This is a genomic window from Nonomuraea sp. NPDC049480 (assembly GCF_044465905.1).
Taxonomy (GTDB): Bacteria; Actinomycetota; Actinomycetes; order Streptosporangiales; family Streptosporangiaceae; genus Nonomuraea.
On sequence record NZ_JBITMD010000003.1, the window covers coordinates 196,641 to 220,253 of the forward strand.

The 23,613-nt window shown below is 69.7% G+C and carries 22 protein-coding genes and 1 pseudogene; 13 read left to right on the forward strand and 10 right to left on the reverse strand.

Translation table 11 applies throughout. The features are described from left to right. Window positions 1-302 precede the first annotated feature (302 nt). Together ACIBX3_RS10710 and ACIBX3_RS10715 are read left to right on the forward strand one after the other, a co-directional pair. Window positions 303-1,835: a histidine kinase gene (locus tag ACIBX3_RS10710; protein WP_397115411.1), complete on the forward strand. Its 1,533-nt coding sequence runs from the start codon at window positions 303-305 to the stop codon at window positions 1,833-1,835. Window positions 1,836-1,861: 26 nt separating this feature from the next. Further along, window positions 1,862-2,542: a LuxR C-terminal-related transcriptional regulator gene (locus tag ACIBX3_RS10715; protein WP_397115413.1), complete on the forward strand. Its 681-nt coding sequence runs from the start codon at window positions 1,862-1,864 to the stop codon at window positions 2,540-2,542. Between the two features lie 51 nt (window positions 2,543-2,593). Here ACIBX3_RS10715 and ACIBX3_RS10720 read toward each other — a convergent pair whose 3' ends face one another. The 3 genes from ACIBX3_RS10720 to ACIBX3_RS10730 are packed head-to-tail and all read right to left on the reverse strand — an operon-like array spanning window position 2,594 to window position 5,451. Beyond that, window positions 2,594-3,997, reverse strand: a complete 1,404-nt coding sequence (locus ACIBX3_RS10720; RefSeq protein WP_397115415.1) for a hypothetical protein — start codon at window positions 3,995-3,997, stop codon at window positions 2,594-2,596. Between the two features lie 39 nt (window positions 3,998-4,036). Then, complete coding sequence (locus ACIBX3_RS10725; RefSeq protein ID WP_397115417.1) at window positions 4,037-4,732, reverse strand: 4-carboxy-4-hydroxy-2-oxoadipate aldolase/oxaloacetate decarboxylase; 696 nt, start codon at window positions 4,730-4,732, stop codon at window positions 4,037-4,039. After that, window positions 4,729-5,451: a PIG-L deacetylase family protein gene (locus ACIBX3_RS10730; protein WP_397115419.1), complete on the reverse strand. Its 723-nt coding sequence runs from the start codon at window positions 5,449-5,451 to the stop codon at window positions 4,729-4,731. The genes ACIBX3_RS10725 and ACIBX3_RS10730 overlap by 4 nt, the downstream gene beginning before the upstream one ends. A 287-nt stretch (window positions 5,452-5,738) precedes the next feature. Here ACIBX3_RS10730 and ACIBX3_RS10735 point away from each other — a divergent pair, with 287 nt between their 5' ends. From ACIBX3_RS10735 to ACIBX3_RS10765, 7 genes are all read left to right on the forward strand, one after another. Further along, window positions 5,739-6,620, forward strand: coding sequence for a methylenetetrahydrofolate reductase (locus ACIBX3_RS10735; RefSeq protein WP_397115421.1), 882 nt, complete (start codon window positions 5,739-5,741; stop codon window positions 6,618-6,620). Then, window positions 6,617-7,489, forward strand: a complete 873-nt coding sequence (purU, locus tag ACIBX3_RS10740; RefSeq protein WP_397115423.1) for a formyltetrahydrofolate deformylase — start codon at window positions 6,617-6,619, stop codon at window positions 7,487-7,489. The genes ACIBX3_RS10735 and purU overlap by 4 nt, the downstream gene beginning before the upstream one ends. Window positions 7,490-7,672: 183 nt before the next feature. Further along, complete coding sequence (locus tag ACIBX3_RS10745; protein WP_397115425.1) at window positions 7,673-8,017, forward strand: hypothetical protein; 345 nt, start codon at window positions 7,673-7,675, stop codon at window positions 8,015-8,017. After that, complete coding sequence (locus ACIBX3_RS10750) at window positions 8,010-8,861, forward strand: class III extradiol dioxygenase subunit beta (RefSeq protein ID WP_397115427.1); 852 nt, start codon at window positions 8,010-8,012, stop codon at window positions 8,859-8,861. The genes ACIBX3_RS10745 and ACIBX3_RS10750 overlap by 8 nt, the downstream gene beginning before the upstream one ends. Then, on the forward strand, window positions 8,858-9,565 hold the full coding sequence (locus tag ACIBX3_RS10755) for an alpha/beta fold hydrolase (protein ID WP_397115429.1): 708 nt from the start codon (window positions 8,858-8,860) through the stop codon (window positions 9,563-9,565). The genes ACIBX3_RS10750 and ACIBX3_RS10755 overlap by 4 nt, the downstream gene beginning before the upstream one ends. A 13-nt stretch (window positions 9,566-9,578) precedes the next feature. Further along, window positions 9,579-9,854, forward strand: coding sequence for a muconolactone Delta-isomerase family protein (locus ACIBX3_RS10760; protein WP_397115431.1), 276 nt, complete (start codon window positions 9,579-9,581; stop codon window positions 9,852-9,854). Between the two features lie 37 nt (window positions 9,855-9,891). Beyond that, the gene (locus ACIBX3_RS10765; protein ID WP_397115432.1) at window positions 9,892-10,851 is read left to right on the forward strand and encodes a PaaX family transcriptional regulator C-terminal domain-containing protein; all 960 of its coding nucleotides are present in this window, start codon (window positions 9,892-9,894) and stop codon (window positions 10,849-10,851) included. On the opposite strand, the gene ACIBX3_RS10770 is transcribed toward ACIBX3_RS10765, so the two are convergent. Next, the gene (locus tag ACIBX3_RS10770; protein ID WP_397115433.1) at window positions 10,842-11,327 is read right to left on the reverse strand and encodes a MaoC family dehydratase; all 486 of its coding nucleotides are present in this window, start codon (window positions 11,325-11,327) and stop codon (window positions 10,842-10,844) included. The genes ACIBX3_RS10765 and ACIBX3_RS10770 overlap by 10 nt on opposite strands. Continuing rightward, complete coding sequence (locus ACIBX3_RS10775) at window positions 11,327-12,229, reverse strand: SDR family oxidoreductase (RefSeq protein WP_397115434.1); 903 nt, start codon at window positions 12,227-12,229, stop codon at window positions 11,327-11,329. The genes ACIBX3_RS10770 and ACIBX3_RS10775 overlap by 1 nt, the downstream gene beginning before the upstream one ends. Before the next feature lie 202 nt (window positions 12,230-12,431). Here ACIBX3_RS10775 and ACIBX3_RS10780 point away from each other — a divergent pair, with 202 nt between their 5' ends. The 4 genes from ACIBX3_RS10780 (at window position 12,432) to ACIBX3_RS10795 (ending at window position 17,624) form a co-directional block, all read left to right on the forward strand. Further along, window positions 12,432-12,683, forward strand: a complete 252-nt coding sequence (locus ACIBX3_RS10780; protein ID WP_397115436.1) for a hypothetical protein — start codon at window positions 12,432-12,434, stop codon at window positions 12,681-12,683. Next, a complete protein-coding gene (locus ACIBX3_RS10785; RefSeq protein WP_397115438.1) occupies window positions 12,680-14,323 on the forward strand; it encodes an AMP-binding protein in 1,644 nt (547 codons plus the stop codon). The genes ACIBX3_RS10780 and ACIBX3_RS10785 overlap by 4 nt, the downstream gene beginning before the upstream one ends. Window positions 14,324-14,451: 128 nt before the next feature. Then, window positions 14,452-15,927, forward strand: coding sequence for an aldehyde dehydrogenase family protein (locus ACIBX3_RS10790; RefSeq protein WP_397115440.1), 1,476 nt, complete (start codon window positions 14,452-14,454; stop codon window positions 15,925-15,927). A gap of 203 nt (window positions 15,928-16,130) precedes the next feature. Then, a complete protein-coding gene (locus tag ACIBX3_RS10795) occupies window positions 16,131-17,624 on the forward strand; it encodes an aldehyde dehydrogenase family protein (RefSeq protein WP_397115442.1) in 1,494 nt (497 codons plus the stop codon). Window positions 17,625-17,987: 363 nt separating this feature from the next. Here ACIBX3_RS10795 and ACIBX3_RS10800 read toward each other — a convergent pair whose 3' ends face one another. From ACIBX3_RS10800 to ACIBX3_RS10820, 5 genes and pseudogenes are all read right to left on the reverse strand, one after another. Further along, the gene (locus ACIBX3_RS10800) at window positions 17,988-18,179 is read right to left on the reverse strand and encodes an SDR family oxidoreductase (protein WP_397115444.1); all 192 of its coding nucleotides are present in this window, start codon (window positions 18,177-18,179) and stop codon (window positions 17,988-17,990) included. An 8-nt stretch (window positions 18,180-18,187) separates the two neighbouring features. Then, a pseudogene (locus tag ACIBX3_RS10805) lies at window positions 18,188-18,648 on the reverse strand (SDR family NAD(P)-dependent oxidoreductase); the annotation flags it as partial. A gap of 24 nt (window positions 18,649-18,672) precedes the next feature. Continuing rightward, window positions 18,673-20,100, reverse strand: a complete 1,428-nt coding sequence (locus tag ACIBX3_RS10810) for a phytoene desaturase family protein (RefSeq protein ID WP_397115446.1) — start codon at window positions 20,098-20,100, stop codon at window positions 18,673-18,675. Between the two features lie 34 nt (window positions 20,101-20,134). Next, window positions 20,135-21,934 (reverse strand): DUF3556 domain-containing protein, encoded by a 1,800-nt coding sequence (locus ACIBX3_RS10815; RefSeq protein WP_397115448.1) that lies wholly within the window; start codon window positions 21,932-21,934, stop codon window positions 20,135-20,137. Window positions 21,935-22,027: 93 nt separating this feature from the next. Then, the gene (locus tag ACIBX3_RS10820) at window positions 22,028-23,476 is read right to left on the reverse strand and encodes a class I adenylate-forming enzyme family protein (protein ID WP_397115450.1); all 1,449 of its coding nucleotides are present in this window, start codon (window positions 23,474-23,476) and stop codon (window positions 22,028-22,030) included. Between the last annotated feature and the right edge of the window lie 137 nt (window positions 23,477-23,613).

Consider the following 23,613-nt stretch of genomic DNA (forward strand, 5'->3'; position numbering starts at 1 on the left):
ATCACCGCCCGCACGGTGACAGAAAGCCCTCGACACGGCACGAACACCACGCGCAAGGAGCCGCTCATGTCGGAAGCCGGCAACCTGGGAAGGACGGCGCCGCCCACAGCATACAAAATCGTGAAGACGCCGCAGCTGTACAGGATGTGATCAACCGGTACGGCGTGCAGGAGCGGGCCGGCCCCCTGCCCCTGCCGAGACGGTGACGTTTTCAGGGGGCGCCCGCCGCGGACCCCTCATGAGCAGCACGTTTCCGCTGGGAGGGGTTGGCGCGGAGCAAGACCTGGGCCGATGATGGTGGCGTGCCCCAAGCCGTAGACCCGCCGATCCTCACCGACCCGAAGGACCTGAGCGACGACCTGACCCTGCAGGCACTCGTAGAGGTGTCCGCGGACGGCCTGGCCCTGCTCGACATGGGCGGCCGCTTCGTCATGGTCAACGAGGCGGCCACGCAGGTGCTCGGCCTTCCCGCCGCGGACCTGATGGGGCGGACCGCCCCGTTCGCCATCGCCGCGGACCGGAACCGTTCGCCCAAGCGCCGCACTGTCGCGTGGTCGGCTCCTGACGGACGCCGTTGCGACCTTGAGTATCGTATTTCGCCGGTACCCGGCGCCGGGTTTGCGGTGTGGTTCAGTGACGTGACCGAAGCGCGACGTCAGCAGGAGCGGCTGGCCGCCATCACCCGGGCGGCGTCGAGCGTCGCCGACTCCGGCTCCCTGCGCGCGACCCTCGATGCGGTGGCACACGAGATCGTGGTGACCGCCAACATCGCGGCCGTTCAGATCCTTGCCGTGGACGACCCCGCGGACGAACTGCGGCTGCTGGGGATGGCGGGCTTCGGAGACGCCCCCGATTTCATCGAACGACTGAGCGCCTGCCGCCGGCGAGGGGCTCTCGTCCTGTTCCTCGAGGCCATCAAGACCAGGAGACCGGTCGTGGTCGGGCACCGCAAGGCCGCGATCATGGCGGACCCGCGCTGGGCTCCGCTCCATGAGATCATGGATCGCCCCGACTGGGAGGGCTTCGTGTCCCTGCCGATGATCATGCGAGGCCGCACCGTCGGCGTGATCAACACCTATTACGTCCCCGGCGAAGATCCCTGCTCGGACGCGCTGGCCTTTCTCGAGGCGATGGCTGATCACGCGGCGGTCGCCGTCGACACCGCCTCCCTGCTCTCCCAGACCCGGTCCCAAGCACAGGAGCAGGAGCGCCGGCGGCTCTCCCGTGAGCTGCACGACTCGGCGGTTCAGCAACTGTTCTCCATGCGCATGCAGGCCAGAGCACTTCGTGCCCAAGCCGACCGCGCCGGGAGCGACCCCGCCGCCGTTTGCAGCGCCGCGGAGGAGATCGCCCAGCTCTCCGAGAGCGCGCTGGCCGATCTTCGCCGGCTCGTGTTCGAGCTGCGCCCTCTGGACCTGGGCGAGCAGTCACTGATCGACGCCGTCCGTGCGCACGCGGCGAGTCTGGAGACGCGGACCGGCATGGAGGTACGCGTACAGGCCGCATCCGGCCTCGAGCCGAACGGCGGTATCGATCTGCAGGAGGACCTTTACCGCATCATCCAGGAGGCGCTGCACAACGTGGTGAAGCACGCCCGGGCGACCTCGGTGGACATCCGCTTCGCCACGGACAATGGGGACGGCCTGCTCATCGAGATATCGGACAACGGGTCCGGGCCCGGCGTGGCGCCGGGCGGGGCCGCAGCGACTCGTCAGGACAGACTCGGGCTTGTGTCGATGCGCGAACGCGCTGAGCGCTGGGGCGGACGGCTGGTCGCCGGGCCTCGGCAGGCCGGGGGCTGGACCGTCAAGGCGACGCTGCCGTCGGCGAGTTAGCGCCCCTCTGCTGGAAAGGAATGTCGATGAGCGACGACACGACCATGTCAGAGGCCATCCGGATCATGGTGGTCGACGACCACGCGATCGTACGACGCGGCCTCCTTGCCTATGTCAACACCGTCCCGCTGTTCCAGGTGATCGGGGAGGCCGCCGACGGAGAGCACGCCATCGCCCTGCTCAAGGAGTGGCACGCTCTGGGTCAGCCGCTGCCCCATGTCGTGCTGATGGATCTGCAGATGCCGGGCATGGGAGGCGTAGAGGCCACCCAGGTGATCACCAGAACCTTTCCGGACGTCAAGGTCGTGGTGCTGACCAGCTTCGGAGAGGTGGAGAGGGTGCAAGCCGCGCTCGCGGCGGATGCGGCGGGCTACCTCCTCAAGGACGCCGACCCCGACGAGGTCGCCATGGCCATCCGCGCGGCGGTGACCGGAGGGATGCACCTGAATCCGACCATCGCCCGCCAGCTCACCCGGCGGATAACGGCCCCGCGCGTCGGCCTGTCATCGTTGACGGACCGGGAGCGGGAGATCCTCGCGCTGCTCGCCGAGGGCAAGTCCAACCAGGACATCGCGGACCAGCTGGTCATCAGCGAACGAACGGTCCGGACGCACGTCAGCAATGTGCTCGCCAAGCTCCAGTTGTCCTCCCGCACCCAGGCGGCACTGCTGGCCATCAGAGAAGGGCTCGTCACCCCGCCGAGCTGATCTGCGCCGATCGCTCTCAGGCGTCCGCGACGGATTTCGGCTGGTGTGTTCTCAGACCGCGACCGCGGTGCGCCAGCCGGGCTGGTAGCTCTCGCGGACCATGACCGAATAGGGCGCCGGGCTCACGACGGCGCGCACGGCGAACTGCTCGTGCGGCTGGACGGTCGTCTTGCGACTGCCACCGTCCGGCTCGCCCCAGACGACACGGACCTCGGCGCCGAGCGGGACGTCCGGGTTGAGCGTGGCGAGGGAAAGAGCCTTACGCTCGTTGGCGCTGTAGCCGGTGAACATCGACAGCCCGACCAGGTTGCCGCCGGCGTCGATCACGGAGTCGAAGCTGGACGATCCGTAGTTGGCGTTGGGCAGGTCGAAGAACTGGTATCCGGGGCCGTCCGGGTCGACGGGGGAGGCCAGGAGCTTGGCGACGTCGTCGGCGTTCCAGGCCAGGGTCACCTTGCGCCGCTGGGTCTCCGGGGTGATGGCGGCCAGCGCGTCGCGGCCGATGAAGTCGTGGTCGAACTTGACGAACGACCCGTAACCCAGCTCCCACGGATTGAGGTAGTAGTCCTCGATCTTGTCGGAGACGAAGCTGCCGGCAAGGGCGTTGGTCGCCTCGTAGCCGTCGGCGGGAAGCCACTCGCGGTACGGCCGGAGCTCCTCGCTGCTGTAGATCGCCGGGAGGGGCGACGGGATCCAGCCGGATTCCAGGGTGTTGCACGAGTAGGCACGCGCCCCCGCGGGTTCGAGCCCGAACTCGCGGCCCGCGTCCAAGATGGCCTCCCGCACCTTGTCGTAGGTGTCGTACGGCCCCCACAGCTCCAGGCCCGGCGCGCCGGCCATGCCGTGGCGCAGGGTGCGGACCCGCTCGCCGGCGACGTTCATGGAGGCCATGCGGAAGAAGCGCAGCTGCTCCACAGGGCCGCCGTTGACCTTCTCGATGACCTGCCACGCGGTGGGACCCTGGATCTGGAAACGCCACAGGTCGCGGGTCACCGGCTTCCCATAGGGCCGCGAGGGCGAACGCGGGTCCAGCCGGAGGTCGACGTCGTACCCCTTGCCGGCCTGGAACGTGAGCCAGTTGGCGACCGGGGCGCGTCCGACGAAGATGAATCTTTCCTCCGCCTCCCGGAAGAGGATTCCGTCGCCGATGACGCCACCCTCGGGGGAGACCGGGACGAACTGCTTGGCCGAGTCCACCGGGAACTTCTCGACGCTGTTGATGCCGGTGTCGGAGATCAGCCGCAGGGCGCCCGGGCCCGAGATGAACAGGTTGACCATGTGATGCGACTGGTCGAACAGCACCGCTGCCTCGCGCCAGGCGGTCACCTCCCGGCGGAAGTTGGTGAATTCCGAGGGGACGACCGGATAGATGTAGGCCCCCAGCTGGGAGTTTCGCAGCAGTTCTGCCGTGTTTCCTGCCTGGTCGAGGACTTCCTGCAGGTTTTTCGCGCTCATGAGTCACCCGTTCTTGTCGTGTGGTGTGCGAATCGGCGGCTAGAGGCCGTAATCGTCGGCGGTCACGTATTCCACGCCGAGTTCGGCGAGTTTGGCGCGCAGGCCATAGCGGTCGAGCCCGAGTTCGCCGTCGCGGAACGCCTCGCGCGACGCCGACTCCTTGTCGAGGCGGGCCTGCGCGGCCTCCAGCGCGCGGGCGACGTCCTGGCGGGGCACGACCATGACGCCGTCGTCGTCGGCGAGGACCGCGTCACCGGGCCGGATCAGCTGCCCGCCGAGAGTGATCGGCACGTTGACCGAGCCCGGCGTCGCCTTGACGGTGCCTTGTGCGCTGACGGCGGCCGACCACACCGGAAACCCCATGGCGTGCAGGTCGGCGACGTCGCGTACGCCGGTCGAGGTGACCAGCCCGCGCACCCCGCGCGCCTGCAGAGCGGTGGCGAACAGCTCGCCGAACGCCCCGTCGGTGCACGGGGAGGTGGTGGTGACGACGAGGACGTCACCGGGCCGGCACTGCTCGACCGCGGCGTGGATCATCAGGTTGTCGCCGGGCCAGCACAACACGGTGACGGCGGTGCCGCCGACGCGCGATCCCAAGTGGACGGGGCGCAGCCGCGGCCCGAGGAAACCGGTGCGACCCAGGGCTTCGTGGACCGTGGCGACCCCGTATCCGGCCAGCTTGGTGACCTGTTCCAGGTCGGCGCGCGGCGGGTCGGTGACGATCACGGTCCTCATGCCAGGGTGTCCGTGACCTGTGGGTACAGCCGCATGTACGCCTCGCCCATGGTGGTGTGCGGCAGGCCGAGGTTGGGGCCGGCGTTGCGCTTGAGCTGCACACCGCGCCGTTTGGCCAGATCGGTGTAGTAGTCCCACATGTGCTGCTGTGCGGGCAGGCACTCCATGGCCTTGCGCTTGGTGTCGAAGACCGGGGTGATGTCGAGCAGCACGTCGGGCTTGAAACCGCACTGCTCGGGCTGGTGCGGTTCGAAGAAGAACACCGGCGGCGCCCCCAGCGGCTCGCCCGGCGCGTCGTACCCGATCGCCTGCGCCAGCACCCGCGCCTGCAGCGCCATCCGCCCGGCCGCCGGGTGATCCTGGTTGTACGGGTCCTCCAGCGGGTGCGTCAGCACCACGGAGGGATCGACCTCGCGGTAGACGTGGACGATCCGGTCCACCAGCTCCGGGCTCTCCAGCAGCGGGTAGTCCCCCGCGTCGAGGAACTCGATCTCGGCTCCGAGCGCCTCGGCCGCGGCGGCCGCCTCCGCGCGCCGGATGTCCTTGATCTCCTCCAGCGTCTTGCCCTCACGCCATGCTTTCGCCGACTCGCCCCGTTCGCCGAACGTCAGGCACAGCACCTTGGCCCGGGCGCCGCGTGAGGTCGCCAAGGCGATCGCTCCCGCGGCCCGCCACACGAAGTCGCCCGCGTGGGCACTGATCACCAGCAACGAACCCATACCGGCCTCTCCACACGTCATCGGCTGTCACCAAGGACGGTAGAAGCAACGGCACCTGCGGGGTCACGTCCTGAAGACCGGTCCTGCCTACGTCATTCGTCGCACGCGACTCGGCCCCTATGCCCGACGAAACGCGGTGCGCGTTTCGCTCTACTGGTTCAAGCGTTGTCGCCTATTCCCGCCGGTCAGAGCATCGAGGCTTGGCCGCGCGCCGTGAGTGGACGAAGTCCGCGATCGCCGCTGCAAGTCCCGGCCCGCCGTGTCCGCAGGAGGAGTGAGGAAATGCCATGACCATCCAGGAGGCCGCCGGCTCCAGGCGCCGACGCTCGCATCTCGTCGATCTGGTGCGCAACATGAGCTACGAGGTGATGCCGTTCAAGAACACCGAGCGGGATGTGCTCGAGTACGTGCCGGCCACCGTACAGCTGACCGTCACGGTCACGGAAGCGAAGGGCATCGACGCGACTCTGGACCTGACCGAGCGCTTGGTGCGGCACGGCTACACCGTTGCTCCGCACCTGCCGGCCCGCCAGTTCGCCGACGGGAAGCACGTCGCCGACGTCGTGGCCCGCCTGCGTGAGGCGCGGGTGCGGTCGGTGTTCGTGGTCGGCGGCGACGCGCCGAAGCCGGCCGGCGAGTTCCACGACGCGTACGCGCTGCTGCGCGCCATGGAGCAGGTCCACCACCCCTTCGAGGAGGTCGGCATCGCCGGATATCCGGAGGGACACGCGGCCATCCCGCAGGAGGCCCTGGACCGGGCGCTGAAGCAGAAAGCGCCGATGGCCACCCGCATCCTCACCCAGATCTGCTTCGCCGCCGGCACGACGGCGAGCTGGGCCGCCGGGATCGCCGGGTCCGGCATCGACCTCCCGGTCCATGTCGGGATGCCGGGTCCGGTGAACCGGCAGAGGCTGATGCGGATCTCGGCGGGCATCGGGCTGGGACAGTCCGCGCGCTTCCTGCAGAAGCAGCAGAGCCTGCTGTGGAGGTTCCTGCTGCCGGGCGGTTACAACCCGGCGAAGCTGGCCAAGCGGCTGGGCGCCGCGGCGCCGAAGGCTGACGGCAACATCCGCGGGCTGCACATCTTCACCTTCAACGAACTGAGCAGGACCGAACTCTGGCGGCGGCGGCTGCTGGAGTCGGTCTCCGCGGAGAACGAGCGGTCGTGACCGAGCAGCACCACGACCCCGACTACGGGCGCCTGATCGTGCAGGGCGCGGACCGTCCCGGCATCGTCGCCAGCGTTTCGGGGGTGCTCACCGAGCACGGGGCCAACATCGTCTCGCTCGACCAGACGTCGAGCGACCCCTCCGGCGGGCGCTTCTTCCAGCGCACTGTCTTCCATCTGCCGGACCTCGGCGTGCGGCTCGACGGGTTGACCCAGGTCTTGCGGACGAAACTCGGCGACCGGTTGAGGCTGGAGTTCCGGCTGGTGGAGGCGAAGCGCCGCAAGCGTGCGGCGATCATGGTGTCCAAGGCGGACCATTGCCTGCTCGATCTGCTGTGGCGGCAGCGCCGCGGTGAGCTGCACATGGACGTGCCGATGGTGATCTCGAACCACACCGATCTCGGTGACGAGGTGCGGCAGTTCGGCATCCCGTTCTTCTATGTGCCGGTGGAGAAAGGTGACAAGGCGGCCGCCGAGAAGGAGCAGCTGAACCTGCTCAAGGGCAACGTGGACCTGGTCGTCCTGGCCCGTTACATGCAGATCCTCTCCGGCGACTTCCTGGAGGAGCTCGGAGCCCCTGTGATCAACATTCACCACTCGTTCCTGCCGGCGTTCATGGGTGCGGGCCCTTATCAGCGGGCCAAGGAACGAGGCGTGAAGCTGGTCGGGGCGACGGCCCACTACGTCACCGAGGACCTCGACGAGGGCCCGATCATCGAGCAGGACGTGATCCGCGTCGCGCACCGGGAATCGGTGCGCGAGCTGCAGCGCAAGGGTGCAGACGTCGAGCGGCTCGTGTTGTCCCGCGCGGTGGCGTGGCACTGCGAGGACCGCATCATCCGGGACGGCAACTCCACCGTCGTGTTCTAGGGAGAGCAGGTGACCGAGTCCGCCGGCGAGCCCGGCCGCGTTCCACTCCTGGTGACCGTTGCGATCGATCCGTCGAAGGACGTCGACGGCGTCACCCGCCACCCTGCTCGCGCAGACCATGCAGGCGGCACGGGACCGCGCAGGCGCGCGGGATCGGATCGCCGTTCCAGTAAGGGGAGAGCAATGACCGATGCTCAAGACAACTACCTGCTCGACGTCGCGGCGAGCAGGCGGGGATACGCGATCAACAGGTTGTGCGGATCGCTGAAGGACGCGGATGACCGGCGCCGGTTCAGCGAGGACGAGGCCGCCTACTGCGACGCCTACGGCCTCTCGCCGGAGCAGAAGACGGCGATCCTGGAACGCGACTGGATCGCGATGCTGGACCTGGGCGGGTCCATTTTCTACACCTTCAAGCTCGCGATGCTGGACAACAAGTCGATGCAGTACCTCGGCGGGGTGTTCACGGGGATGTCGGCCGAGGAGTTCGCGGCGGCCATGCGGTCGGGAGGACGGCGTTTTGGCTAGGGTCATCTGGGGTCTGGCGACCTCGCACGTACCGTCCATCGGCGCCGCGATGGACCATCACAAGACCGCGGACCCCTATTGGAAACCGCTGTTCGACGGCTATGAGCCGGCGCGCACGTGGATGGCCGCGCACCGGCCGGACGTGGCGGTGATCGTGTACAACGACCACGCGAACGCGGTCGATCTGGACCTGGTGCCCACCTTCGGGATCGGCACCGCGGAGTCCTACGCCGTGGCCGACGAGGGGTGGGGCCGCCGGCCGGTGCCGCCGGTGGCCGGCGCGCCGGAGCTGAGCGAGCACCTTGTGCGTGAGCTCATGGACGACGCGTTCGACATCGCGACCTTCCACCGGCTCGACGTCGACCACGGGCTGACCGTGCCGCTGTCGGTGTACTGCCCGGACCCGGGTGAGGCGTGGCCGTGTGCCGTGGTGCCGGTACTGGTCAACGTGATCCAGTATCCGCAGCCCACGGCAGCGCGCTGTCACGCGCTGGGGAAGGCGATCGGGCGGGCGATCCGCTCGTTCCCGCAGGATGTGAAGGTCGCGGTGTTCGGCACCGGCGGCATGTCGCACCAGCTGGCCGGCGCTCGGGCGGGGCTCATCAACACGGAGTTCGACCGCATGTTCCTCCAGGCGATCGAGTCCGATCCCGGGAAACTGGCCACGCTCACCCGCGAGGACTACATCCGCGAGGCCGGCACCGAGGGCATCGAGATGATCATGTGGCTTGTCATGCGCGGCGCGATGAGCGACAACGTCGCCCGCATCCACGACACCTATCACGTGCCCGCCTCCAACACGGCCGCGGCACTCGCGCTGTTCGAAGATCTGGGGGAGGAATGAGTACGTTCGTCCTGGTGCACGGTGCCTGGCACGGCGGCTGGGCGTGGCGGCGGGTGATTCCGTCGCTGCGCGAAGCCGGCCACGAGGTCCACGCGCCGACCCTGACCGGGGTCAGTGACCGCGCCCATCTGATCAGCCCGTCCGTGGGGCTGTCGACCCATATCCAGGACGTGGTGGCGCTGATCGAGGCCCACGACCTCGACGACGTGGTGCTGGTAGGGCACAGCTACGCCGGGCACGTGGTCACCGGCGTCGCCGATCGCATCCCGGACCGGCTGGCCAGGCGTGTCTACCTGGACGCCTTCGTGGGTGGTGACGGGGACGCCGCGATCGATCTGCTGCCTGAGACGGTGGCCGGGCACTACCGGGAGTCGGTCGCCGGACCCGGGTTCGGCTGGCTCATCCCCGTCCGCTCGCTGGCCGTGCTCGGTGTGACCGAGCAGGCGGACCTGGACTGGCTGAGCCCGCGTCTGACCCCGCACCCGTGGCTGGCCTACACCGAACCCCTGCGGCTCGAGGGCGACTCCGGGAAGGTGCCCGCCGCGTACGTCGAGTGCGTCGACTGGATGCGGGTGTTCCGGCCGCACGCCGAGAAGGCCGCGGCGCTCGGCTGGCCGGTGCACCACCTCGCCACCGGCCACGAGGCGATGGTCACCGCGCCCAAGGAACTCGCGGAGCTCCTGCTCACCATCAGCGCGTCTTGAGGAGGACAGATCGATGGAGTTTCTGGTACGCACGGAGAACCTGCTGCCACCTGATACGCCGGAGCATGCCCGCGAGCACCTCCGCAAGGGCGAACGTGAGCGCGCCATGCAGCTGCGCGAGGCGGGAATCCTCAAGCGGCTGTGGCGGGTCCCCGGCCGCAACGCCACCATCGGCCTGTACGAGGCCGAGGACCCGGCTGCGTTGCACGATGCGCTGACCTCCCTGCCGATGTGGAAATGGATGGACATAACCGTCGAGCCGCTCGCCACGCATCCACAGGAACGCTGACACCTGGCAACGACGAAACTGACCTAGACTGATGGCCGTGGCTGGTCGGACGCGTGCAACAGAGGTCATGGCCGGCCCGGCCGCAGGCCGTGACGGTGACCCCGGCGCGCGCAGCACCGAGCGCGACGACGAGGTCCGGGGCGGTGCACAGCAGGATGCGAGCCTCGCGGTGCGGCCCCAGTCGCTGTTGCTGACGCTCTGCGCGCATTTCCTGCTGGATCAGCCTGGCGCGCTCTTCACCGGTAGCTTTGTCGAGGCCCTCACCAGAGCTGGAGTCGGCGAGCACGCGGCTCGCACCACCCTGACCCGCATGTGCCAGCGTGGCCTGCTCGCGCGGTCGCGGGTCGGCGCCAAGGTTTACCTTTCGCTGACCACGCGGGGCCAGCAGGTGCTGCGGGATGCCGAGACTCGGGTCTGGTTGCAGGGCGCCGTCAACCATTCCTGGTCCGGCGAGTGGACGGTGCTGAGCTTCTCACTTCCGGAATCCCGCCGAGCCGAGCGGCACCAGCTGCGCAAGCGGCTCGCCTGGGAAGGGTTCGGCATGATCCACAGCGGTCTGTGGATCACTCCTTCGGCGGTGGACGTCCCCCAGGTGCTGTCCGGGCTGAACCTGGACAGCGAGGTCAAGGTCTTCAAGGGGGCGGCGTTGGCGCCCACGGACGTGCGTCAGATGGTCGAAGACGCGTGGGACCTGGACGCGCTCGCGGACGGCTACTCGCGCTTCCTCGAGCGGTGGGGTGGACAGGGGCCGGGCTCAGGCGTCGATGACGCCTTGGCCCGGTATCTCCTGCTGCTGACCGAGTGGCTGCTGCTGGTCCGCATGGATCCGCACCTTCCCGCCGCGCTTCTGCCGCCGGACTGGCCGGCGATGCCGGCGGAGCAACTGGTCGTCCGGCTGCGGAAGGCGTACGAGCCTGCGGCCTGGAGCGCCTTCGAGGGCTTCGCCGACCGCCGGCCCGCCAGTGACGTGGCCGCGGCGGGACGAGCTCAGGCGTAGTAGCGGACGAGGATCGTCGCGACGCACGCGGGCTTGCCGCCGCCGTCCGTCTCGAAGGTCAGGGTCAGGGCGACCTGAACGCCACCGGCTATCTCCTGGACGTCGTCCACGACCGCGGTGGCACGCACCCGGCTGCCCACCGGCACCGGGGAGGGGAACCGCACCCGGTCGCAACCGTAGTTCACCACCACGGAGAAGCCCTGCACGTCGAGGAGCTCCGTCATCACCACCGGAACCAGGGAGAGGGTCAGGTAGCCGTGCGCGATCGGGCCGCCGAAGGGGCCGCTCGCCGCACGCTCCGGGTCGACATGGATCCACTGGTGGTCGCCGGTCGCGGAGGCGAACTCGTTCACGCGCTCCTGGGTGATCTGCACCCAGTTGCTCGGTCCGAGCCGCCGGTCGGTCAAGGTGGCCACACCCTCCACGCCCGTGACGACGGCGCGGACCGGTGCGGCAGTGCTCGGGGACGCTTCCATCACGAGGCCTTCTTTCCGCCGGGAGCGTCGCCGGGGATGTTCAGCGGCGCGGGCCGGAACTCCTGCCGATGTTCGCGCAGGATCAGGGGGAGGACGTCGCCGACCTGGTCGACGTCCCATCCGCCGTCCCTCATGACCGATACGACCTCGACGGGGTGGGACCAGATCGCCAGGCGATCCCCGCCCGCGGCGATGCACTGACCGGTGACGTCCGACGCCGCGTCGGAGGCCAGCCAGACCACCAGCGGTGCCACGTCGTCCGGAGTGCCGAGCCCGGCGCCGCGCAAGGCCGCCGGGACCGGTTCGCCGCGCATGGCCGCCTCCACGTGCCCGGCCAGTCCCGGGATGGTCGCCACCATCCGGGTCAAGGCGGTCGGGACGATCGCGTTCACGGTCACGTTCTGACGCTCGAGCTCGACGGCCCAGGTGCGGGCAAGCCCGACGATGGCGGCCTTCGACGCGGAGTAGGACGTCTGCCCGAAGCTCGCGCGCTGGCCGGCGGGGGAGCCGACCAGGATGATCCGGCCCCCGCCGCCCTGCTCCCGGAAGCGCGCCGCGGCCGCCCGGCCGCACGTGAACGTGCCACGCAGGTGCGAGCCCACGACCAGGTCGAAATCCTCGTCACTGGTGTTGCGCAGGGTCCGGTCGCGCAGCGCTCCGGCGTTGGTGACCATGATGTCCAGGCGGCCGAACCGCTCCACCGCCGTACCGACCAGCAAGTCGGCGGTCTCGGCGGAGCCGACGGCGGCGACGACCGCGACCGCCCGGCCGCCGGCCCGCACGATCGACTCCGCCGACTCCTTGGCGACGTCGTCATCGACGTCGTTCACCACCACCGCGGCACCGGCATGGGCGAGGGCCTGTGCGTAGGCGCGGCCGAGGCCGCGCCCGCTTCCGGTCACGACAGCGACTTTCCCGGCAAGCATGGGCTTCTCCAGCGACGAGGGATAAAGGACCGCGGTCGAGGCGTCAGCGCTCCCAGCATCCCGCGATGGCCTCGTACGTTAGTCAGATGTGTAACGCCCGTCAAGAAAATGACTTGACGATGCCTCTGGCGCGCAATACGGTCGTCATCATCAAGGCGCCTCTCCGATGGAGCTGCCGATGACCGGTCACCACTCCCGTCCACGAAACCTGGCTGACGGCACGTGCACCGTCGACAAGACCGCACTGACCCAGACCCGACCGGCCGCGCTCAGCGTCGCCGATGCCGGCTCGCTGAGCGTCACGCTCAACGTCCTGTCTGACCTGCAGATGCCCCAACTCGGCGAGCGGCCATCCGGAGGTATCTTCGCCCTGGTCGCCACCGGCTACTCGAACCGGTCGAGGCGGCACCCGTACAAGGGAGAGAGATGACCGTGGCCGACGTGTCGTTCGGGACCGTCTGGGAAGGCATAGCCGGCGCGTTGCCCGATGCCGTCGCTGTCCGCAGCCCGGACATCGACCTCACCTACGCGCAATTCGACGAGCGCGCCGCGCGCCTGGCGACGGCGCTGCGCGACAGCGGAGTCGCGCCGGGGGCGAGGGTCGTCTGCTACCTCCACAACGGGGCGCAGTACCTGGAGACCGTGTTCGCCGCTTTCAAGATCGGCGCTGTTCCCGTGAACGCGAACTACCGATACCGCGGTGCGGAGCTCACCGAACTGCTGACCGATGCCGACGCCGAGGTGCTGGTCTTCTCCGACCAGCTCGCCGACTCGGTGCGGGACGCCTGCGCGCACGTGCCGACCTTGCGGCTCGCGGTGCAGACCGGCTCCACCGACCTGCCGGATCTGCCGGGCGGTGCCACGGTGGCCGCCTACGACACCCTGCTCTCCACGTGCGCACCGCTGCCGCACACCCCCCGGCCAGGCACGGACCAGTTGTTCATGTACACCGGTGGGACGACCGGCCGGCCCAAGGGCGTGATCTGGCAGCTCGGTGAGCTGATGCACGGACTGTCGTACGCGACGTACGCGGCGGCGGGCAGGAAGATCCCGCGAACGCCGGCGGAGGCCGTGGACACGGCCGTGGCGATGCGCGACGCGGGGGAGGTCAGGGTCTCGCTCCCGGTGGTCCCGCTGATGCACGGCACCGGCCTGTTCAACACGTTCGGCACGTTGTTGACCGCCGGTGAGGTGGTCTTCCCGGGTGGGACGAGGCTGGAGGCGGCGCGGGTCTGGCACGCCGTGGATCGCCACCGTGTCACCAACCTTCTCATCGCGGGGAACGCGGTCGCGCGGCCACTGGTCGACGAACTGGTCGCGGGCGAGAACGCGGGCCGCCCGTACGACCTGTCGTCCCTGCGGACGATCATCAGCTCCGGTACGACGTTCACCGACGACCTCAAGCGTGAACTCCATCGGCGCGGCGCGGTGACCATCTACGACGGGCTGGCGGCCAGTGAGGGCGGCCCCTTCGCGTTCGCCGTCACCGCTTCTGAGCACGACCTGCCCGCCCGGTTCCGCCCGGCGCCGGAAACGGTGGTCGTCGACCAGAGCGGCGACCCCATCCAGCCCGGCACCGGCGAGGTCGGCATGCTCGCCTTCGGCGGAGGATTGCCGCTCGGCTACCACAAGGATCCCGAGCGAACGGCGTCGACTTACCGGACCGTCCAGGGCCGGCGGCACGTCATCGTCGGCGACTACGTCACCTACGACGCGGACGGCACGCTGCGGTTCCTCGGCCGCGGCAGCGGCGTGATCAACACCGGCGGCGAGAAGGTGTACCCGGCGGAGGTGGAGGAGCTCATGATGGCGCACCCCGCCGTCGCCGACGCGATCGTGATCGGGGAACCGGACGACACCTGGGGCGAACGGGTCGCCGCGGTCGTCACACTGCGCACGGGCGCCGCGGCGACCTCCCAGGAGTTGCGGGACTGGCTGCGCCCCCGGCTCGCCGGCTACAAGTTGCCACGACGCCTGGCCATCGTCGCGGAGCTGCCACGCACCCCGAGCGGAAAGCTCGAAATCAGCCGCGTCCGCCGGCTGCTCCAAGAAACGGAGGCGCCGCGGTGACCGTGTCAGGTCGCGACGCCGGACGGCGGTCGTCGTCTTCACCGTGGACACCTCCACAACCACCGGTCACCCGGCACCAGCCGGGGCAGGCCGGTCACTCACCCACATCGACGTAACAGGGGCACGACATGACTGAGCTGTCCGAAGTCAAGCAGGCGGATGGTGGCATCCCGATCACGCCGGGCCAGTTGTGGATCGACGGCGGCGCCGTCGCCGCGGCCGGCGGTCGCCGACGGGATGTGCTCGATCCCGCGACCGGTGAACCGGTCACGACCATCGCCGACGCCGGCGACGAGGACGTCGCGCGAGCCGCTGCGGCCGCGCGGGCCGCCTTCGACGACGGCCGCTGGTCCGGCCTGACCCCGCGCAAGCGCGCGGAGGTGCTGCTCCGGGCGGCCGCGCTGCTCCGGGAGCACGCGGAAGAGGTCGCCCGGCTGGAATCGCTGGACGTCGGCAAGCCCCTGATGTTCACCCGCACCATCGACGTGCCCACCGCGATCGACACGTACGAGTACTACGCGGCCCTGGCCGCGTCGATCGAGGGCGCGGCCCGCAGCACGGCCTTCCCCAGCCTCGCGTACACGCGCCGGGAACCGGTCGGCGTGGTCGGCGCGATCACCCCGTTCAACTTTCCGTTGATCCTGAGTACCTCCAAGCTGGCCCCCGCGCTGGTGGCCGGCAACACCGTCGTGCACAAGCCCGCCGAGGAGACCGCGCTGTCCGCGCTGCGGATGGCGGAGCTTCTTCAGCAGGCCGGCCTGCCGGACGGCGTGCTCAACGTCGTCACCGGCGGCGCCGTGGCGGGAGCGGCCCTGGTCCGCGATCCCAACGTCGACAAGATCGCGTTCACGGGGTCCACCGCGGCCGGCCGGCTCGTCGCCGCCGGCGCGGGCGAGCACCTCAAACACGTCACCGTGGAGCTGGGCGGCAAGGGTGCGAACATCATCTTCGCCGACGCCGACCTGGAGGCCGCCATCAACACCGCGGTGGCCGCCTTCGTCTTCAACACCGGCCAGTTCTGCATGTCCGGGAGCCGGCTGCTGGTGGAACGCCCGGTTTACGACGCCGTCGTCGAGGCGCTGCGCGGCGCGGCCCAGCACGTCCCGGTCGGCGACCCCTTCGCCGAGGGCACGGTGGTCGGTCCGATGGCAGGGCCGAGGCACCTGGCGAAGGTGCGCTCCTACCTGGATCGAGCGGCCACCGCCCCGGTGCAGGTGGTCTCCGGTCCCGCCCACGACGGCGGCGGCTTCTTCGTCCCGCCGACGGTCATCACCGGGGTGACCCAGGACTCGCCCTTCGTCCAGGAAGAGATCTTCGGCCCGGTGCTCACAGTGCAGCCGTTCGACACGGAGGAGGAGGCGGTCGCGCTGGCCAACGGCACTCCGTATGGCCTGGCCGCGGGTCTGCAGACCCGCGACATCTCCCGTGCGCACAGGGTGGCCGCCGCCCTGCGGGCGGGGATCGTCTGGGTCAACGGCTGGTCACTGCTCGACCCGTCCATGCCGTTCGGCGGCACGGGACACTCCGGCTACGGACGGGAGAACGGCCCCGAGGCCCTCGACGAGTACCTGCAGACCAAGTCCGTCGTCGTCAACCTCGGCTGAGCCGCCGTTCACGCGCGATAGCGCGCTCCTCCAGGGCGGAGACCGGGACGAGCGCGATGCGCGTCTACGTCGAATGTCGCAGCCGGGCTCGCCGATCACGCAGGAAGTAACAGGTCCTATGCGGGATGTTCTCGTTCGAGCCTCGCCATAAGGTTCCGGGCAACACATGCGCCTCACTTCGCAACCGTCCTAGGGGACTACCCATGGTGTCTTTGGACCAGCTACCCGAGACCAAGACCGGACTTTTCATCGATGGCGAGCCGCGCGGCGCGGACGACTCATTGCGGATCATCGACCCAGCGGATGGAGTGTCGGTGGTCGGCTACGCTGCGGCGGCCACTGCGAAGCTCGCCTCCGCCGCGGTCGCCGCGGCGGACCGGGCCTTCCCGGCGTGGGCCGCCCGCACGCCGCAAGAGCGCGCCGCGCTGCTCGAGGCCGCGCTTGCCCCGCTGGAGGCGGACCGGCCGGCCACGGCCGAGATCCTCACTCGCGAGAACGGCAAGATCCTGATGGAGTCGGTCATCGACTCCATCGTCTTCGAGCATCGTTTCCATCTGGCCATCGCCTTGGCCGACCAGGTCGACCACCGCACGGAGCTGGCGGGGCCGCCGTACCGCACGCAGATCACGTACCTGCCTCTCGGCGTGGTGACGATCATCGTGCCGTTCAACTGGCCGCTGGCGATCCTCGCCGCATCCCTGCCGCAGGCGCTGCTGGCCGGCAACACCGTCGTGGTCAAGCCGCCGCCCACCGCACCGCTGGCCACGGTCCGCACCGTCCAGCAGGTGGCTCAGGCCCTTCCACCGGGGGTGCTCAACGTGGTGACGGGCGCGGACGCCGAGATCGGTGCGGCGCTCATCCAGGACGACCGGGTCAAGAAGGTCTGCTTCACCGGCAGCCCCGCCGGTGGGAAGCGGATCATGGCGATGGCCGCCGGCTCGCTGACCCGGGTCGCGCTGGAACTGGGCGGGAACGACCCGGCCATCGTGCTGGCCGACGCCGAACTCGACGCCGACGCGATGCAGCGCCTGTTCACGGGTGTGTTCGACTCCACCGGCCAGATCTGCATGGCCGCCAAGCGGCTCTACGTCCACCGCTCCCGCTACGACGAGGTCGTCGACGGGCTGTCAGGCCTCCTCGCCGGCACCCGGCTCGGCCACGGCCTGGACAAGCGGGTGACGATGGGTCCGCTGCACAGCCGCCGGCAGCTGGATTACGTCCGGGAGCTCGTCGAGCAGGCCCGCGCGTCCGGCGCCGAGGTCCGCGAGTTCGGTGAGGCGGTCGAGGGCGCGGACCTGTCCCGCGGCAACTTCCTGCGGCCCTCCCTGGTCCTCGACCCCGCCGACGACACCCGCGTCGTGGCCGAGGAGCAGTTCGGCCCGACGCTGCCGATCCTGCCGTTCGACGACGAGAACGACGCCGTCGCCCGCGCCAACGACACGTGGTCCGGACTGTGCTCTTCGGTGTGGACGGCGGACCTTGACCGCGCGGCCGCGGTGGCGTCCCGGCTGCGCACCGGCTACACCTTCGTCAACGCGCACGGCGCAGCGCACCTCGACGAACGGGCGCCCTTCGGAGGCTTCAACGGCAGCGGCATGGGCCGGGAGATGGGGATGGAGGGCATCCGCGAATTCATGGACACCCATGCCGTCGGCTTCCCCGCGGCACCGCAGGCCTCTCCAGCACATCATGAATAACCGATACGCGACGGCAAGGTCGTCGACGGCGAGCACGCCGTCGACGTCATCGAGCAGCCCCTGGCCCAGCAGGACGGTCTCGTAGTCGCGGCCTTCGTCGCGCAGTGCCCGCGCACCACTCGACCTTGTGCCTGACCTCGTCGACACCGCCCATGAGGTTGCAAGCGCCGGCGTAGCGGGCCACCACCGGCACACCGAGCCCGCGTTGCTCTCACTCGTACCACGACGCGCCGATGCCCAGCCGGCCGCGGCCGCCGGAGAGACGTCCAAGTGGGCTCAGTGAAGAAGAGCCCGGTTCACGCGAGTATGGCACCGGCGGGGCGGGAATCCCACGCTGCGAGACCGCCGAGCACGGTGGTCAGGTCACAGGAGAGAGGCGTCGAGGCCGCCGTCCAGGACCAGGGCGCTGCCGGTGCAGAACGAGGAGCGGTCGCTGGCGAAGTACAGCGCCGCCTCGGCCACCTCTTCAGGAGTGCCGTAACGGCCCTGCTTGTGGGCGATGAGGTCGTCGAATCCGCCTTCCGGAAGTCCGAGGATCTGCTCGAAAGCGGGCACGGCGGCGCTCACCAGGTCGGTGCCGATGAAGCCGGGAGGAGAGCGTTGACCCGCACGCCGTGGGGGCGGAGTTCGGTCGCGGCGGTCTTGGTCAGGGTGACCACGGCCGCCTTGGCCGCGGCGTAGTGCCCGATCAGCGGAGAGCCGGTGGTCGCGGTGACCGAGGCGAGGGTGACGATGGCGCCTCCCCCGCGGCGATGATCGCCGGTGCGGCGTAGCGGATGCTGAGGAAGACGCCGTCCAGGTTGACCGAGGTGACCGCGCGCCAGGCGGCCAGGTCCATGCTCAGCAGCGGGGCGGGCCACCCGACGCCGGCGTTGGGGACCATGATGTGCAGGGCGCCGTGGCGTTCGACCGTGGTATCCACCAGGTCGATGACCTGCTGTTCGTCTCGGACGTCGCAGGCCTGGTGGGTGGCGCCGGGGATCTCCTCCGCGACCTTGCGGGCGGCGGCCTCGTCGATGTCGGAGACGACGACCGCCCCGGCCGCCGGTCATGCGTCCGGCCGGCGGCGAAGGTGGCGCAGCGCCCGTGCGGCGGCGTGCACGCCGCACATCCCGTGCGCGCCCGGACCGGGCGGGGTGGCCGCCGAGCAGATGAAATGGCCGGGCAGTCCGACGTCGTAGGGCTGGAGAGTGGGCCGTGGCCCGAACAGCAGCTGCGGGACGTCCTTGGCGCCGGTCATGATGTTGCCGCCGACGTAGTTCGGGTTGTAGGCGGCGAAATCCGGCGCGCTCCGCACGACGGTGCCGACGATCCGGTCCCGGAAGCCGGGCGCGAACCGCTCGATCTGCGCGACGATCGCCTGCGTGGCGTCGCCGGTGTAGCCGTTGGGCACGTGGGCGTACGTCCACACCGGATGCACATCGCCGGCCGATCGCGCCGGGTCGGCCAGGTACTGCTGCCCCACCAGGACGAACGGGCGTCGTGGCATCCGTCCGGCGTGGACCTCCCGTTCGGTGGCGGCGATCTCGGCGAACGCGCCGCCGACGTGCACCGTCCCGGCCCGTCGCGCCGGCTGCGCACTCCAGGGAACGCCGCCCTCCACCGCGAAGTCCACCTTGAACGCGCCCGGGCCGTACCGGAATCGCCGGTAGGCCCGGGCGACGCGCGGCGGCAGCCGGTCGCCGAGGATGTCCGCCACCGCCGTGGGCGCCAGGTCGTAGACGGTCACATCCGCGGGCGGCAGTTCGGACGCCGACCGCACCCGCACCCCGGTCTCGATCTTTCCGCCGAGATCGAGCAGCAGCGCCGCCATGGCGCCGGTGATCCGCCGGGACCCGCCTTCGGCGACCGCCCACCCGTACCGGTGCCCGGCGGTGAGGATGCCGAGCCCGATGCTCGAACTCAGCGGGTGGTGCAAAGGATGGAACGCGTGCGCCGCGACCCCGCCGAACAACGCCCTGGCCTCCTCGGTCGCGAAGATCCTCGCCAGCAGCGACGCGGGAGCCAGCGCGGGGATCCCGAAACGGGCCAGGCGGATCGGGTGCCGCGGGATGCGCAGGATCGGGCCGAGGATGTCCTGGCTGAGACTGTCGTAACCCGCCGACGGACCGTCGAACAGCCGGCGCCAGCGCGCGCCGTCGGCGCCGAGACCGGCGGCGGTCTCGGCAACCGAGCGGCGCAGCACCCCTGCCGTGCCGCCGTCGAGCGGATGCACGCAGTCGATCTCCGGGAGCCTCCACCTCAGCCCGTAACGGCCCAGGTCGAGACCACGAAGGAACGACGATCCAGCGGCCATCGGGTGGATGGCCGAACAATGGTCGTGCAGCAGACCGGGCAGGATCGCCTCACTCGATCGGGTGCCGCCGCCGATCTCGTCCGCGGCCTCCAGGACCGTGACCTGCACGCCTGCCCGAGCCAGGACGATGGCGGCGGCCAGGCCGTTGGGCCCGCCACCGACCACTGTCGCCGTGGTCATCTCATTCCGCCTTCCTGGCGCACTACCGGGGTACTCACCCGGGCAGCGGTTCCGTCGCCACCGCTCCCCGTACCCCCTGATCATGCGTCCAGGTGACGTCGAGCGGGATGGGGCCGTCCGGCAGCCATGGGTGCTCCCTGACCGCGTCGGAGACCTTCCAGGTGCCGCGCTCGATCACCCCCAGCGCGGCGTCGATCACCTGGTAGTGCTGGACCTTGCGGTGGATCGCCTGCGACTCCACCCACACCACGATCCACTCGCCGGGCGCGAACCCGACCCTGGACTGCACGGCGTTGATCAGGTCGATGTTGTGCAGGTGGCCGTCGCCGAAGTTGAAGCCGATCAGCGAGTTGCATCCGAACTCGGCCTCGCGCACGGTGCGCCGGTCCAGATCCGGAAGGTTCTTCATCAGCACCGAGAACAGGCCGCGCCCCTGGCTGTGCATCGACCGCCAGGCGATCGTCTGCTGCATGGTGATCTCCGCGACCGCCCGCGGGTAACCCATCGCCTGCAACTGGTCGACCTGGTTCATCGTCGGACGGTGGGGGAGCGTGTTCAGCTTCTCCTCCGCGCCCGGCGCGAAGGCCCACAGGGCCGAGGCCCAGTTGCCCGCGTACTGCCGCATCGAGGGCAGGAACGACACCAGGTCGGGGCGCAGGTTGCCCAGGATCGGGAAGAACACCAGCGCGGCGACGATCCCGGCCAGGAGCCACGGCGAGGACATGTCGCCGACGCCGTACCCGTCCCAGGCGGGGAAGCCGAGGAACAGGAAGACCGTCAGATAGCCGAACAGGACGTTCCACTCCAGCGGCGCCGCCAGCGGGAACGTCGAGGTGATGAACAGGTGGAACACCACCATCAGCACCACCCCCGCGATCGTGAGCCGGCGATCGGTGGACAGCAGCAGCACCAGCGGCGTGACGATCTCCACGGTCGTGCCGCCGACGTGCGCCATGAAGGTCGCGACCTTCGACGGGCGGATGTCGCGGGGAAAGTCACGGTAGTGCAGCCGCTTGATCCACTTCGCCGGGACGCTGGGGCTGTTGGACACCATCGGCGCGACGACGTTGGTGAAGTGCAGCCCGAACTTCGACACTCCCGCGCCGATCCACACCGTGCAGATCAGCAGCTTCGCCGCGATGATCATGTCGGCGAACGGCAGCGCGGCGAAGAACACCAGCGCGGGCAGGTACTGCTCACCCCTGGCGGCCAGGAAGATCGTCTTGTCGCGCAGGCCGTTGAGCACGTACAACGCGATCGGAGCGATCAGCAGGGCCGGGCTCACGAGTCCGGAGGTGTTGTCCGGCAGTGCCGCGGTCAGTGATGCGCTCGGCGCGCCGGGCAGGACGATCGCCGCGAGCAGGCTCGCCAGGAAGGCGAGGTAAAGCAGCACGTCAACGACTGTACGGCGATCACCGCCGGTGAACGGCACCCGCTTCCACGGCCGCAGCCGGATCGTGCCCGGCCGCGCCCAGAACACGATGCCGCCGGTCATCGGCTTGAACTTGCCGGCGATGGGACCCCACGATCCCGCCAGGCCGGTGACCTCCAGGAAGACCGTCCAGAGCACCAGCTTCTGGTAGACGATCGGCTCGTTCCACCAGCCGGCGACGTCCCAGAACGGGCCGGCGCCCGAGGTCCAGGTCACCAGGGCCGTCCCGCCGGCGACGTAGAGGAGGAGGAGCTTGACGACATAGATCGTGTGAATCATCTTCGGCGTGCCGAAGCCGTACTGCACCCAGTGCAGCGCCAGCTCCTTCAGCCGTTCCCGGAGCGGTTTGCCGAGGAACGTCTCCACGTCCACCGGGGGGAAGTCACCCTTTGTGAACCCCATGTTCCTTGCCTTTCTGCGGCGGTTTCGGGCGTGCCGGGTCCGCGCCCGACGGCCTCTGAGGATTTCGGGCGCTTGATGTCGTAGGGCGGTCTGCTAGGAGCGCAGGGCGAGTGCGCGAAGGCGCGGTTTGTCGATCTTCCCTACCGGGTTCTTCGGCAGCGACTCGGAGATGAAGACCGAGACCGGCACCTTGATCCGGGCCAGCTGAGCACGGCAGTGCTCGAGGAGCTCCTCGGTTGTGGCCATCGTGTCCGGCAGCAGCGCGACGTGCGCCACGGGGATCTCGCCGAGCACGGGGTGGGGTGCGCCGACCACGGCCGCTTCCAGCACCGCGGGGTGCGCGTGCAGGACGTTCTCGATCTCCTTCGGGTAGATGTTCTCCCCACCGCGGATGATCATGTCCTTGATCCGGTCGACCAGGACGAGGTAGCCGTCGGCGTCGAAACGCCCGACGTCCCCGGTGTGCAGCCAGCCGTCCACGATCGTCTCGGCCGTCTCCTGCGACATGCCGAGGTAGCCGCGCATCACGTTCGGGCCCCGGACCACGACCTCACCCGGCGATCCGTCCTGGACGAGCCGGCCGTCGGCGTCCATCACGGCGACGGTCTGCCCGGGCAGCGGCAGCCCGACCGTTCCGGGCTTGCGGGGGCCGGCGGGCGGGTTCAGCGTCGAGGCGCACGTACCCTCCGACAGGCCGTAGCCCTCGACGACGGGCACCCCGAACCGGCTCTCGAAGCGGGCGATGAGCTCGGCCGGCATGGGCGCCGCCCCGCAGATCATCCGGCGCAGGGAGGAGGTGTCCGGCCGTACGCCGGGGGGCAGCGACACCAGCATCGCGTAGATGGCCGGCACCGCCGAGACGTACGTCGGCCGCGCGCGTTCGACCGAGGCGAAGAACGCCGAGGCCTGGAACCGGGCGGCGACGGTGGCGCGCCCGCCCGCCAGCAACGGCGAGAGCACGCTGACGACGATGCCGTTGACATGGAACAACGGCAGGATCAGCAGGCTGTGGTCGGTCTCGTCCAGACCGAGCCCTTCAATGATCATCTGGCACATGGCGGCCACGTTGGCGTGGTCGAGCATCACGCCCTTCGGGCGCCCGGTGGTCCCGCTGGTGTAGATGATCAGGGCGAGCGCGTCGGAAGCATGTGGGCGCGCGTCCTCCGCCTCCATGGAGGCGCCCGTCACGGCACCCACGTCGAGGGTCCCGATGGCGCGGGCGCCGTCGGCGATCACGACTTTCGCCGCGCAGTCCTCGATCTGGTAGCGGGCTTCGCCGTCGGTGAGTCCCTGATTCACCGGCGTGACGGCAGCGCCCAGACGCCAAGCCGCGAACATGATGACGACGAGTTCCACACGATTGGGAAGAACCACCGCCACGACGTCCCCGGCGCCGACTCCGTGAGCGCGCAGGACGGTCGCGGCGGTCCGGACACGGTGCAAGAAAGTCTGATTGTCCAGCTGGTCGTGGTCGTCGGCGACACACGGGCCGGTCGGGTTCTGGGCTGCGCGGAGGTCCGGCAATTCGGCGATGTGCGGCACGTTTCCTCACCGTTGGAAAACTCGCATCGTGACGGAGGTCACACGAGAAACCATAGGCAGGGCCGGAACAGCCGACCATGGGCCTGCACCCCAGCCCGAATCGCCCCCTTTGTGCCGGCGTCACAAACCGTGACCGG

Bases quoted from the DNA above. Each gene is read 5' to 3' on its own strand.
- ACIBX3_RS10715 (WP_397115413.1), top strand. From the start codon at position 1,862: ATGAGCGACGACACGACCATGTCAGAGGCCATCCGGATCATGGTGGTC.
- ACIBX3_RS10720 (WP_397115415.1), bottom strand. From the start codon at position 3,997: ATGAGCGCGAAAAACCTGCAGGAAGTCCTCGACCAGGCAGGAAACACG.
- ACIBX3_RS10725 (WP_397115417.1), bottom strand. From the start codon at position 4,732: ATGAGGACCGTGATCGTCACCGACCCGCCGCGCGCCGACCTGGAACAG.
- ACIBX3_RS10730 (WP_397115419.1), bottom strand. From the start codon at position 5,451: ATGGGTTCGTTGCTGGTGATCAGTGCCCACGCGGGCGACTTCGTGTGG.
- ACIBX3_RS10735 (WP_397115421.1), top strand. From the start codon at position 5,739: ATGACCATCCAGGAGGCCGCCGGCTCCAGGCGCCGACGCTCGCATCTC.
- ACIBX3_RS10745 (WP_397115425.1), top strand. From the start codon at position 7,673: ATGACCGATGCTCAAGACAACTACCTGCTCGACGTCGCGGCGAGCAGG.
- ACIBX3_RS10755 (WP_397115429.1), top strand. From the start codon at position 8,858: ATGAGTACGTTCGTCCTGGTGCACGGTGCCTGGCACGGCGGCTGGGCG.
- ACIBX3_RS10760 (WP_397115431.1), top strand. From the start codon at position 9,579: ATGGAGTTTCTGGTACGCACGGAGAACCTGCTGCCACCTGATACGCCG.
- ACIBX3_RS10770 (WP_397115433.1), bottom strand. From the start codon at position 11,327: ATGGAAGCGTCCCCGAGCACTGCCGCACCGGTCCGCGCCGTCGTCACG.
- ACIBX3_RS10780 (WP_397115436.1), top strand. From the start codon at position 12,432: ATGACCGGTCACCACTCCCGTCCACGAAACCTGGCTGACGGCACGTGC.
- ACIBX3_RS10785 (WP_397115438.1), top strand. From the start codon at position 12,680: ATGACCGTGGCCGACGTGTCGTTCGGGACCGTCTGGGAAGGCATAGCC.
- ACIBX3_RS10790 (WP_397115440.1), top strand. From the start codon at position 14,452: ATGACTGAGCTGTCCGAAGTCAAGCAGGCGGATGGTGGCATCCCGATC.
- ACIBX3_RS10795 (WP_397115442.1), top strand. From the start codon at position 16,131: ATGGTGTCTTTGGACCAGCTACCCGAGACCAAGACCGGACTTTTCATC.
- ACIBX3_RS10810 (WP_397115446.1), bottom strand. From the start codon at position 20,100: ATGACCACGGCGACAGTGGTCGGTGGCGGGCCCAACGGCCTGGCCGCC.
- ACIBX3_RS10815 (WP_397115448.1), bottom strand. From the start codon at position 21,934: ATGGGGTTCACAAAGGGTGACTTCCCCCCGGTGGACGTGGAGACGTTC.